The 13,126-nt window shown below is 50.4% G+C and carries 8 protein-coding genes; 1 reads left to right on the top strand and 7 read right to left on the bottom strand.

Going from position 1 to position 13,126, the window contains the following annotated elements; genetic code table 11:
- Nucleotides 1-218 precede the first annotated feature (218 nt).
- From L9W92_RS19180 to spoIIM, 6 genes are all read right to left on the bottom strand, one after another.
- The gene (locus L9W92_RS19180) at nt 219-2,219 is read right to left on the bottom strand and encodes an S-layer homology domain-containing protein (protein ID WP_240084043.1); all 2,001 of its coding nucleotides are present in this window, start codon (nt 2,217-2,219) and stop codon (nt 219-221) included.
- Between the two features lie 4 nt (nt 2,220-2,223).
- Nucleotides 2,224-6,498 (bottom strand): Ig-like domain-containing protein, encoded by a 4,275-nt coding sequence (locus L9W92_RS12275; RefSeq protein WP_240084042.1) that lies wholly within the window; start codon nt 6,496-6,498, stop codon nt 2,224-2,226.
- Nucleotides 6,499-7,369: 871 nt separating this feature from the next.
- Entirely contained in the window at nt 7,370-8,671 is a 1,302-nt protein-coding gene (locus L9W92_RS12270) for a pyrimidine-nucleoside phosphorylase (protein WP_240084056.1), read from the bottom strand.
- A 5-nt stretch (nt 8,672-8,676) separates the two neighbouring features.
- Complete coding sequence (locus tag L9W92_RS12265; RefSeq protein ID WP_240084041.1) at nt 8,677-9,846, bottom strand: phosphopentomutase; 1,170 nt, start codon at nt 9,844-9,846, stop codon at nt 8,677-8,679.
- 73 nt (nt 9,847-9,919) lie between these two features.
- Complete coding sequence (gene xerD / locus L9W92_RS12260; RefSeq protein WP_240084040.1) at nt 9,920-10,807, bottom strand: site-specific tyrosine recombinase XerD; 888 nt, start codon at nt 10,805-10,807, stop codon at nt 9,920-9,922.
- Nucleotides 10,808-10,906: 99 nt separating this feature from the next.
- Nucleotides 10,907-11,536 (bottom strand): stage II sporulation protein M, encoded by a 630-nt coding sequence (spoIIM, locus tag L9W92_RS12255; protein ID WP_240084039.1) that lies wholly within the window; start codon nt 11,534-11,536, stop codon nt 10,907-10,909.
- A gap of 237 nt (nt 11,537-11,773) precedes the next feature.
- On the opposite strand from spoIIM, the gene mciZ reads away from it, so the two are divergent.
- A complete protein-coding gene (gene mciZ / locus L9W92_RS12250) occupies nt 11,774-11,902 on the top strand; it encodes a Z-ring formation inhibitor MciZ (RefSeq protein WP_240084038.1) in 129 nt (42 codons plus the stop codon).
- Nucleotides 11,903-11,965: 63 nt separating this feature from the next.
- Here the strand turns inward: mciZ and L9W92_RS12245 are convergent, their stop codons facing one another.
- Nucleotides 11,966-13,090, bottom strand: a complete 1,125-nt coding sequence (locus tag L9W92_RS12245; protein WP_240084037.1) for a M20/M25/M40 family metallo-hydrolase — start codon at nt 13,088-13,090, stop codon at nt 11,966-11,968.
- Nucleotides 13,091-13,126: the final 36 nt, after the last annotated feature.

Genomic DNA, 13,126 nt, shown 5'->3' with positions numbered 1-13,126 from the left:
TAACTTTTTGCTTGCGATTGCGCCAGTTGTTAATATTCACTACGCATTTTGTTTTGCGAAAGAATACGGATAACCCCGTAAGTACTCGTGCCGCTTACGGGGGAAAACAACATAACATAACAAAACAAACCTTAACAAATTATAGCATGATTCAGCGCAGGTGTTAATACCGGCCTGTAATCCTGCACCGGGCCTGGCATGAGCAACCGATGGACAGATTACAGTCCCAGCTTATCCATCATATTTTTCAGCATAACCGCACCTTCAGCGCGCGTGGCATTGTCAGCCGCACCAAAGCTGCCGTCGGTGCGCCCGTTAATGATCCCCAGGCTGTATACGGTCCGCACTGCCTCATAGGCCCAGGCGTCGATGCTTCTTTTGTCGCTGAATGTGATTTCTTTCAATTCAGGCGCCTGGCCGCCGGCATAGTTGTATGCGCGCTGGATCATCGCAGCCATTTCCTGGCGGGTAATCATGTCGTCGGGACGGAACTTGCCGTCAGCGCCCACAACCAGGCCGGCTTTTGCCGCCTTCAAGACATCATCGGCATACCACGCAGTGGCAGGCACATCGTTAAACAAATCAGCTGCCGCATTGTCCGCCAGATTCAAGGTCCGGCAAATCAGCGCGGCAAATTGCGCCCGGCTTATTTTAGTGTCCGGCGCAAACTCATCACTGCCTACTCCGCTAACAATCTGCCTGGCCGCCATTATCTCTATGTCCCTCTTGGCCCAGTGGGAGGCAATATCCGCAAAGGTCTTCCGGGATTCAGCCACCATGAAGGTCGAGAAGTGCCTGGCGCTGAATACCAGCTTGCCGTCCCGGACTCTTCCGCCCATGTACTCCCATTGATTGTTTTCTTCATTAAGGCAGTACACCCCCAGTTTGTCCGGGGCGCTTACATCCTCAGGAATAGGCAGGGTCATCATAACCGCCTGCTGAAAATTATGCAGCTCGGTAACGCCGGAAGACGCGCTAAAGATGTAAACCGCTTTTCTTTCAGTATCTCCCGGTGCGTTCTGCACTGTCTCGTCCGAAGCGAGCATCACGCTGAACGTCATTTCCTTGCCCTTCGTCAATGCTTCGGGCGGGATATACATGATTATTTCGCTGTCCTGGAGCACGATGGGCTTATGCTCGGCAATGGCCAGATCAACCACTGCCGCGGGAAACCGCCCGGCTTTTTGCGCGCCTGCCGCCGCTATTTCCGAGATATCCACCACGAGGGCGCTCATGTCAGCCTTCTTGAGAATAGCAGACGCCTTCTCGGTATCGACCTGCAAGGTTGTTATATTGCCATTCTGGACGGTCTTGCCTAAATCCGAAGCAGGGATGGCTGCCGGGAGTGAAGACCCCCCACTTGTCCCCCCTGGTGTGGACGTGGACGTGGTGGAATCGCCTGTCTTGAAATAAACCGTTATATCCTCACCCAGTTTGCTCCCGTTGTTGGCACACAGGTCTCCGTCAATCTTTACCGCATAGAGCGTATTTTCCTCGAGTTGTTCATTAAGGGAGAGGACCAGGCAGCATTGCCTTTGGGTCTGTAACTGCGTCTCACTCAGATCATAATAGCTTATAGTGGCGCTGCCCGCAGCAAGATCATCGATTAATTCCACGTCAAAAGAGACAGGCGTGTTATCCTCTCCTTTGTAGAGAGAGATGCAGTCTTCATTATTTTCGTTGGCCCCGATAACTACTCCCGGCATATCTTTATTGTTAATAAAGTAATTAACGTTGCCCTGAAAGGCCAGGGCCAGGGCATTCGTGCTTACGGGGATAACCTCCGTCGGCGTTTCCGTGACCCCTTCGGGATCCGAGCCAAGAAATGCTACTTCCTTCGGGGCATCGGAGGGCATCGAGAAGTCACTCTCTGCCGAAGCCTCGGCGGTATGGGCTGCAATGGTGTAATCGCCGTCGGAAAAGTCTGACGGCACGGTAAAGACCGTCATGTAGTACCCGCTCTCATTACTCTTTGTGCCGGCGTAATACTTAATACTGTTGGGAGAACCGGCAGGGTAAATCTCAAGAAAAACATCGGCGTTGCGCGTCGCTTCCCCGTCATTTGTTACCCGCCCCGCGACGGCCATGATGTACCCCGGACTGTAGGTCTTTCTCCCCCCGTTGGTTACAACCGTAATGGACTGATCGGCAAATACAACTTGGGCGTGGGCCGCGAGCAGGATGATGGCGGCAAGGATCGCGCAGATCGCTTTTTTCACGCCGCTACACCTCCTCCCTGGTCACTTGCAGTTCAAAGTGCATGGTTTTCGCCAGCACTCGCGGATTGTCCCTTTCCCTGGTGGTTTCACGCAGCATTACGTCAACATAGACATTCCCTGCGACATCCTCAGGCACTGTAAATACGATACTCTCTTTGCCAAAAACATGTGTGGGATTTGCAGTACTGTTCGCGGCGGTATTAAAGTACCCTTTACCCAGGATATCCCCGCCATGCTCAAGACGGGCGCCCTTTCCTCCCCTTGCTACAATGTAAGTCCTTGCATGGGAATGCTCGCGATCACTCATATTAATTGGCTGAATACTAAATACATATCTCTTGCCCGGCTGCAGCTTCTCCACGGCAGGAGATCCTGTCTCATCCAAGACCAGGCTGAACTGGGCAGGGATTACGGCAGGCTTGGTATAGAATTCCACACCGGCATCCGCGCCCAGCGCATTCCCCTGCTTGTCGGTCAGCTTGCTGGGCACGGTTATTTTATAGTGTCCGCCGTTGGCCAGCTCCTGGTCGGGTGTAATCACAAGCTCAGTCCCATCGCCGTTAAACCGATAGCTGCATGCTGCTTTCGCGCCGCCTGCGGTGGGGTTGCCCAGCGTGCCAATCTGCTCAAGGATTACGTCGGCCCCGTCACTGATCGACGCAGGGTCGATCGGATTTACAAAGCCCAACGTCAACTCGGCATCCGTGTCAATTTCATAGGATTCCACACCGTCTGGAGGCGAATAGAATATCACGGAAGGTGTTGTGGTAAAGCTCCAGATGCAATCTGCCGACAGGTGGTTACCATCCTTGTCGGCAACCGCGGTCGAGACTGTGACGGTGTACTGGGCGCCATATCCCAGTTTGGCTTGCGGTGTCAAGACTACTTTCTTTTCCGCGGCCTCATAGGTTACATTGGCCGCGAGAGCCTGCCCGTCCTTGGACAGGAGAACGGTACCGTTGTTGATCGTATCCGCGTTCATCTCTTTTGAGAAACAGAATTCAATCACGCTGTCGAGCGCGACTCCTTTTGCAAACGGAGCCGGAGACTGCTTGTAGATGCCGAACGGACCATAGTTCTCGCGAACCAGCGGCAATGGATTATCCGGATCGGCCGCTATGCAGATGTCAACATCCCAACTATTTCCCGATAAAACATTGTCCAGTTTTAAGGCCGTCTCTGCCGCAGCAGCCGTATTCTGATCCTTGATCTCGACCCCGTCCACTGTCGCGTAGACCGTTTCCGGTCCTTTAACTGTTTCGTCGTCATAATACTTATAGCTTTCGCCTGTCCAAACCCTAATACCACTGTCGCAATTATAGATATTATTACCATGCAGCTCAACATTGGCTTTATCCCTGACAAAAATTCCCGCGGACGTAAAGCCGTCGTGCAATCCCGTATAATGATCCGTGATTAACTGCCCCGGGTCATCATTGCTACTGTTATAGCCGGTAGTTAGCTCACCTTTGTAGTCTTTAATCTCACAGTTCCTGATAGTTGGCGTGCCCCATTGAGCGAGGACAGCGTAACCGGGGCTACCCTGACCGTCAAAGGTACAGTTTTCAATTGTTTGACTGCCCAGATAAAGCGGATTTGTGGTCGGGAAATCATACAGGAAGACACCGGCCCTCTCGGCAGGCGTAAAACTGCAGTTACGGATCGTCGCTCCACTGCGGCAGTTAGACATAATCGCATATTTGGTCCTGCTCATACCGGCGAATTCGACATTCTCTATTCCACAATCGCCGTTAGTACGCATAACCGCCTGCAGCTTTTTGCCGTTGGCATCGACTTTCACATTCTGGACAATATCACCGTCTTCCATATTGACAAACATATAATCGCCTTCAGTTTTGGGGTAAGTGGATTCCAACTCATCAAAACCGGATCCTGCCTTTACAGTCTTGCCCTGGAAATCGATAACCCCGGACGGTGAAAATCTATTATTAAAAATAATCGTCTTAACATCCGGGCGCGCAATGGCGGTAAGCAATTCATTCTTTTGCCGCTCGGCATCCCCTTCATGACCGCCAAATTGATCCAGACTGCTGCACAACTTATATTCCTCGGTCCACTTGACCGTAATGGGTACGGTGACCGTCACAGTGACTTTGCCGCGTTTAATGGTCCCCGTTAAATTCACTACCGCCTCGTCGGAGTCTAAGGGCATAAAAACCCTGAAAGGGGTAACGTTTTCAGTTATAACCAAATCCGGGCGGTCGCTCTCCCACCCTATATTTGCGCCATATCCTTTTTTAAGGGCCGGATCGCCAGGAACATACCTCGCATAGAAATCCTGTGTTACTTGATCTTTTGAATCCCCTTCCGCAAACAGGAATACTTGCGGGTCGTTCTTCTCAATATCGTCTTTGACCCTTTGGACGATTTCCTCATGCTTCATAGCTAAAACAAATGCAGAATGGCTAAAGGGGTCGCCGCCCGCGTCTCCGCGGGTGTTGCCGTAAGGGTCGTAGCTTTTAATTTTATAGCTGTAGCTCTGGCCATACACGACATCATAATCGTAGTATGTAAAATCTCCGTTCCGCCAGTCCATTTTCTTATAGGCTTTTATCTCGCCAATTCTCTTAATTAAGACATCGTCCCTCCATATTTCCCAACAGCCGATTCCGGAACCCTGATCTTTAGATTCCTCAGTAATTTTTATACCATAATTTCCCTGATCATCGAGAACGTATCCATCCGTGCCCATATCCGTGGTGTCCGGGATAAAGTAGTCATACATAACGCTGTACATATGAAACCTGCCGTCCGTGGAAAAGTCATCGTCATCGCAGGTCAGCTTGAATATGCCGCTTCCCATTTCCGAACGGTCAACATCGTTCAGGAAGGTCCAGGGCTCGATGTTCCCCTGTTCATCGACACCTTCCGGATAAGTCTGGATTCTCCCATCGTAGACCGAGCACTTATCAAGGTACTGCTCAGGAATAACGTCGTAGGGGATCGGAACAGTCAGGATCACCTTTTTACCTGGAGCGGCGGGCCCTTTGAGCAAAACGCCGTATACCGGCCCTAAGTCCGCGGGTGTTGCCGGGCGTATGGCAACCTCCCACGGTTTGGTCTTGTTTTTCGCGTCGCTTACCGTGACCGTATTGCCACCCATCAGCGCTTCGGCGTATAGCTTCAGTCCGCTTTCGAAAATGTAGGTCTTGCCCTGTTGAATGGGTGTTTCAACGTTCAGCGCCAGCACCACCGGTTCCTCGGTAATATCTCCGGCAGGAGTTCCAAAAGCAGGGTCGGCCTTAACGCGGAACGCCAGTTTGCTTATACTGGTGTCAATGTCATAACTGCTTGCATCAATGACCGCAGTAGTTCCGTCAACCTCCAGGTCATGCCAGTCCGTATAATCAGTACCATTCACGGCAATGCGGTATTCCAGGTTGGAAGCGTTGTCTGGCAAACCTGTCAGCGTGATTTGCGTCCCGCTGAGAATCGCTCCCCCGACAGAAGGCGCCTCCGGCGCTGGCGGTATCCCTTGTACAATAGTCTGCGCCGCGCTGTCCCCGGCGGGAGTGTTTGTATCAGGGCTGGCCTTGACACGCACTTCTATGGTGCTTTGCTCTACCGTGAGGCCGGTTGCCGTTAATGTTGCGGTCCGGTTAACCACTGCCAGGTCCGACCACCCGCCATAGCCTGCTTCTGTCCCGTCAGCCGAGATGCGGTATTCCAGATTGGCTGCATTACTCGGCAGCCCGCTTAATGTCAGCACATCCCCCAGCAGTGTCGCGGAGGTAAAAGACGGGGCGGCCGGCTTTTGCGGCGCGACTGTCGTAAAGCCGATTTCAGTATCAGCGCCCAGCGTATTTCTATTGTTGTTCGCAGTAATATCACCCTGCAGCGTCAGGACATACTGGCTGCCGGGAATTAAATCGCCGTACACACTGTATGTAACCGTTAACGGTGAGCCCTCTCCAACCGCAACTTCTACCTGACTGCGGCTGCCGTCAACTATTCGCTCTAATTTTACTTTGCTTCTGTTGTCAACAATATAGGGCGGGTTTTTCGCAGAACCATCATAATAGCCCTGCACGGTATTGCTGAAAGTTATCGCAAAATTCCCGTTCAACGGGATATCCGGATTGCTTGCCGGGTCTGGCGATTGAACCAGAGCAGTAGTGTTGTTCAGCTTGACATCGCTGAGTGTCAAACCTGCCGCATAACACTCCTTGACCGGAATAAAGCCCATAAAAAGCGTTATGCAAAAGATTGTTAAAAGAGAAAAAAACGCATTATGTGTTTTTCTTTTGCCGTTAATCATTTTATAATTCCTCCAACATGTGAAAGTATTCTTTTTTGGTGTCTCGCTATTCAGCCGGGGTGGAAGCAAGGTTTTTTAATTGCTGGCAGGGTCTATGACCATGTTAAATATGTAGGCGGCTTCCGGATGCTTACCCTGGGATGCTCGGAAGGAAACACTCTAGCTCCTTCTATCCCAATAGATTTAACAGCATTTTACCCCCCCTCTTAAGTAATAATAGTCGTTAGAAGCCTCACTATTAGCTAATCCTTCATGACCGGAATTTTTTCAGCCTCCTTTCATTAATGTTAAAGATTTTGCCTGACTAATTGATGAATTAAAAAATTCCGGAGCAAGTCCTATTCAAAATGTTCTCATCTGTTTCATGTGAGAAAAGAAAACATCCTGTGTCCTTCTGAATGCTGTTTAGAAGCGGTTAACCCTCCGCTTTGAAAATCAAGCGCTTATACCTATGGACATAGATTAAATATATTTATAGTCATGGAGATTATAACATAACTCAACTTAATTAGAAATAACAAAATTAAATTTTTTATTGTATTATATCTATTATTATTAAGTAATGAAACGAAGGGAAATATCCTATAAAATTTTGTTGGGGCTACCGCCGACACTTTATTGTCTTCAAAGAAAATGATATGGGGAGAAGTGAAAAGGGATAAGCTTATTCAGTGGGTAAACATTGAAGCTGTTAAGGCTTATGCGGAATAGGATAAAACAATTATGGCACAAATGACTTATAATGACTTTCAGGAGGATAATAATAAGAATTATCAGAAATGGATGGGAGCGCAAAGTGGTATATGAATCTAAAATTAAAGTATGGGCTGCCGTTCGCTGGCATTGCAATCACTCATAAACTAAACTTCCGCTATTGAATGACTTCATATACGCAATTAATCGGTTCCGGTTCAGTGTCACTTAAAGAATACGCGCTTCTTACCGTATTCTCAGCTTCTTTACAATTTTCCACGTCCGTGTGCAAAATACAAATGGTATCGCCTGTATTGACTTTATCCCCTATCTTCTTGACCATCGTCAGGCCCGCGGAGTGCGCTATGCGGTCATCCTTCTTCTTTCGACCCGCCCCCAGCAGCATCGCCGATACTCCCACGGCTTCGGCGTTGATAGCCGTCACATACCCTGCACCCGCGGCTTTAACCGCAAAATGATATTTTGCCTGCGGCAGCTTTTCGGGGTGTTCAATAACATCAGGATTGCCGCCCTGGACTGTGACGAGTTGTTTCAGTTTCTCCACAGCTTTACCGGACTTGATCACTTGCTCCAAAGCGCTGTATGCCCTGTCAAAGTCCGGATAAGCCCCGCCCAGCACGGCCATGTGCGCGGCTATCGTAAGGGAAACAACGGCTAGGTCGGGAGCGCCCCGGCCTTTCAATACTTCAATAACCTCTTTAACTTCGTTCGCGTTGCCGACCTCGCGCCCCAGCGGCTGGCTCATGTCTGTGACAACGGCTATTGTCTTTCTGTTCAGAGATTTGCCTATTTCAACCATTGTCTCAGCCAGTTCTTTAGCCTCGGACAGAGACTTCATGAAAGCGCCGGACCCGACTTTAACATCCAACACCACGGCATCGGCCCCTGAGGCAATCTTCTTGCTCATCACCGAGGCGGCGATCAAGGGAACACTGTCCACTGTGGCGGTAACGTCCCGCAAGGCGTATATTTTTTTATCGGCGGGAGTCAAGTTCGCGCTTTGACCCGCTATCGCCATTTTATAGATATTCACGTTATGGATGAATTCATCCCTGGACAGCTCTGTTTTAAAGCCCTCAATGGACTCCAGCTTATCAATCGTCCCACCCGTGTGTCCCAAGCCCCTGCCGGACATCTTGGCCACGTGGACACCTGCCGAAGCAACCAGCGGGATAATAATCGGGCTTACCTTGTCTCCCACTCCGCCGGTCGAGTGCTTGTCAACTTTAACCCCTTTGATTTCCGTCAAATCTATTTGCTCTCCCGAATTAACATAGGCAAGAGTAAGATCCGCGATTTCCTTCTTATCCATGCCTTTAAAGCATATCGCCATGAGCAGGGCAGACATTTGATAGTCAGGTATTATCCCGGCGGTGTATCCCTCAACGAGGAAACGAATCTCGTCCCTGGTTAATCTTCCGCCCTGTTTCTTTTTGTTAATTAGATCAACGACTCGCAACCTGGTCACCTCACCTCAGTCCAGAAGCTCCTGCCCACTGTCGTCTTCAAACGGAAAATATCAGCCACTGTCGCCGCGACGTCCGCGAAAGTTTCTCTCACCCCGAGATTCACTCCCGCCTTGACCGCCTTGCCGTAAACCAGCAAGGGCACATACTCTCTGGAATGATCGGTGCTGGAAGTAGTCGGATCGCAGCCGTGGTCAGCCGTAACAATCGCCAGGTCTTCATCACGCATGGCATTAAGCAGCTCCGGCATTCTCCGGTCCAGTTCCGCCAAAGCCGCGGCGTAACCTTCCGGATCATTGCGGTGCCCGTAGAGCATGTCGAAATCCACCAGGTTGGTGAAGAGCAATCCTTCCCCCGGAGCACGCAGCAGTTCCAATGTCCGGTCGATACCTTCCACGTTGCCTGCGGTGGCAACCGCGCGGCTGATCCCCTCCCCCGCGAAAATATCATTAATCTTGCCCACAGCGGTAACCTGTAGGTTATTTTCCACCAGCAGCTTCAGCACAGTTTTGCCCGGCGGCTTTAATGAATAATCATGCCGGCGCGCCGTCCTCCGGAAACTGCCGGGTTCCCCGACAAACGGCCTGGCGATAACCCGCCCGACGGCATGGTCTCCGACCAGCATTTCCCGCGCGGTCTGGCACATTGAATAAAGCTCCTCTATGGGGATTATCTCTTCGTGGGCGGCTACCTGAAAAACGCTGTCCGCGGAAGTATACACGATCGGGTAGCCGGTTTCCAGGTGCTTTTCGCCCAATTCCTTAATTATCTCCGTACCTGAGGCGGCTATATTGCCAAGCACCGGCCGCCCGATCTTTTTTTCGTACATTTCGATCAATTCCGGCGGAAAACCGTTAGGATATACCGGAAAAGGCCGCTCCAGGATGATGCCGGCCATCTCCCAGTGACCGGTGGTGGTATCCTTGCCGGCGGAACGCTCGGCCATGCGCCCGTAGGAAGCCGCAGGGGTTTGGACCGGAGGCGTTCCTTCAACATTAATGATGTTACCCAGGCCTAGATATCCGAGGTTGGGCAAATTTAGTCCGCCGACCGCTTTAGCCGTGTTGCCCAGGGTATTGCTGCCGGCGTCGCCGTATTCCCCGGCGTCCGGCAGTTCTCCCACCCCCACGCTGTCCATAATCAGCAATAATACCCTTTTAACCTGCACAGTTTCATCTCCCAACTGCAATAACTATCTCTACTATTATTCTCTCATACTGACTACTGGCTTCTTAATAGATTTACGCCCTCGGGTGGCTGCGGTTGTACACTTCTTTCATCCTCTGCTTCGTCAAGTGAGTATAAATCTGCGTTGTGCTGATATCCGCGTGTCCTAACATTTCTTGGACCGAACGGAGATCCGCGCCGTTCTCCAGCAGGTGGGTGGCAAAGGAATGCCTGAATGTATGGGGCGTAATCTCTTTTTTTATATTCGCCTTTAAAGCATATTTTTTAATGATTTTCCAAAAGCCCTGCCTGGTCAGCCGCCTCCCATGCTGGTTAACAAACAGCGCGGGCGGGTTGCCGGCCTTTGTTAGTTTGCTCCTGCCCCGGCTCAGGTATTCTTTGAGAAAACGCGCAGCCACGTCACCCACCGGTATGATTCTCTCTTTTGAACCTTTTCCGAAACAGCGAATAAAACCGCTTTCCAGATTAATGTGCTCCAGGTTAAGGGAAACCAGCTCCGAAACCCTGATGCCGGTGGCGTACAACAGTTCCAGCATGGCCTTGTCCCTGATTCCCGCCGGTTCACTAATCGAGGGCTGGCCAAGCAGGGTATCCACTTCTTCCACCGTCAACACCTTTGGCAGCTTTTGCGCCAGTTTGGGAAACTCCAAGTCGGCAGTCGGGTCTTTCTGGAGGATATCCTCGCTGACCAAATACTTATAAAAAGATCTGGCCGCGGCAAGGCGGCGCGAAATAGTCGCCGGAGAGCGGCCCTCCAGCTGCAGTTGAAAAAGGTATGACATGATTACATTCTTGTCTGCCTGCTCCAATGATTTCAGCCCGCGTTTCCGGCAGAACTCCAGGTAACCGTTCAAGTCAAGACGGTAGGATACCAGTGTGTTTTCGGCAAGTCCGCGCTCGACCGCGAGATGGTAAATGTATTCGTCAAGGAGCTCGATCATTTTATATTCACGCTCCCAGGAATTAATTTGCCGCAATAAAAAAGCAGAGTCCCTTTAACTCTACTTCCACACAAAACCAGATAATCCTTTTTGTAAACATCAAAACACATAACTGGCCGCGACCTTGATCAAAAACGGCGTCAGGTAAACTTCCACCAAACCGGCGCCGGCGAAACAAGCCATTACCAAAACCATCATCCAGCTATAAGCGACAAAGCTGGGCCACACTTTTATTTTTGAGTTATGAAACCGTTTAAACAATAGCCACGCGAAGGAAAGTGAGGCGGCCCCCGCGAACAGCAAGGCCGGTATCATCACAATATTATGAGGCAAAACGGCTGCGAGGGTTAAGACTGTGTCTTGCATACTTTTTTCCCCGGACAGAAACTCGATCGCAAATCCCAGGGCAAAACCCCTGACAAAAAGAATGGCCAGCACCAAAGGAATACCGATAACCGTGAGACCCAGCAGATAGATTGCCGCAACCAAAATCATCCCGTTATACAGGACATTCCTCGCCGCCATGGGAAAATCTATTTCCAGCATACTTGCATGTTGTAAAAAAAGATCTATCTCGGTTTGCAGCTGCTCGGTCTGATCGGTCTGCAGCTTTTGCACGCCGGCGTAACCCGCCGCCAAACCCAGGCTAAAAACTAAGATAACAATAAAATAAACAGGCCACTGCCGGCGCAGGGAGTTTTTCCAAAGCGTAAAAAACGTTTTAAGCAAAACAACCTGCCCCCTCTCTCCCCAAACCTGTCCATGCTTAATTTTTATGGGTTTGCCGCGTTTTTTATGACTGGTTCACTCTCATATTATTTTCCGGCAAAACATAGATATAGTTAACCTTGAGTAGTCAAGAGTCAGGAGCCAGGAGTCAGAATATTTCGGAATGAAAATTCTTTATTCTGACTCCTGAATTCTGACTCCTCCTCAGTTACAATTATTTTCAGAAAGGAGAAAAAAATGCAATTATACACTCATCGAAATGGTATTGTCATTTTTGGAAAAATAAAAGAAGCCCGGCTATTGTTGGCTGAATACGCCCTCATGTACCGGACTGTCCAGGAATTGATCGGTAAGATATTAAACTAACCCACGTAGTCAGGAGTCAGAATTAGAATATTTCAGAATGATAAATTATTTTTATTCTGACTCCTAATACTTTATTTTTTGCGCTACCTTGATAATCTCGAATAAGTACCGGACGTTTTCAAGCAAATCGGCTACCGTTATGTATTCTTCGGTTGTATGGACTTTTTTCATGCCAATGCCGAGTACCGCTGTTGCTATTCCCTTACTGTTGAATATGTTCGCGTCGCTGCCGCCGCCCGTTTTTGCCAAAATGGGCTCCAGTCCGAGATTCCTGGCCGCTTCCACAGCTATTCTAACCGGCGGAGAGTCTTCCGGCAGGTTGAATTCAGGATATATTGTTTCTATTGCAATATCGGCGCGTGCCCCGAACTTCTCCGCCGCATCCTCGATAGCGCGGCGCATCTGCCCGGTCTGCCGCATCCGTTTCTCGGCGCTCAGACTTCTGGACTCACCTTGGATCGTGACGCTGTCAGGTACTATGTTAACTGCCTTACCGCCTGAAATAACGCCGATGTTGCTGGTTGTTTCATGATCAATCCGGCCGACTTTCATCTGTGCTATGGCGTGCGCCGCCACTTGGATAGCGTTTACTCCCTCTTCAGGGTTGATTCCGGCATGAGCCGCCCTGCCCCTGACCGTGGCGCCAATCCGGTCATGTGACGGCGCAACCGTCACAATCGTGCCCGGTTGCCCGTCGCTGTCCAGCACGAAGCAAGTCCGTGCGCTGATCAGGGAATAGTCCAGGTTCTTCGCGCCGAAGAGACCCCCTTCTTCCCAAATAGTAAACGCTGCCTCCAGGCCGCCATGGACAATATCGTTTTCTATAACCAACCTTAGGGATTCCAGTATGGCCGCAATCCCGGCTTTGTCATCCGCGCCCAGCACTGTTTCACCAATGGAACTGACTACCCCGTTTTCCACTTTGGGCCGAATCCCACAGCCCGGCTCAACGGTATCCATATGGGCGCTGAGCAGCAATACCGGCCCTTTTCCCGTTCCCGGCAGCCTGGCGATAATGTTGCCTGCTTCGGCCTTGGCTTTTTTACCGGCCTCATCCTCCCAAACCTCCAGTCCCAGGGCAGTCAGCTTCTTCTTCAGCAAGTCGGCCATCCGCCGCTCCTTGCCGGAAACACTGTCGACTTGCACCAGTTCCAAAAACTCTTCAATAGTCCGGTCAGCTGTATGCACAGGTTCTCTCCCCGTTCACGTTTTTTATCCAAATAG

Source organism: Pelotomaculum terephthalicicum JT (genome assembly GCF_022410535.1).
GTDB classification, from domain to species: Bacteria; Bacillota; Desulfotomaculia; order Desulfotomaculales; family Pelotomaculaceae; genus Pelotomaculum_D; species Pelotomaculum_D terephthalicicum.
Note: the sequence above shows the minus strand (reverse complement) of the source record. Positions and strands in the feature narration are given on the sequence as shown.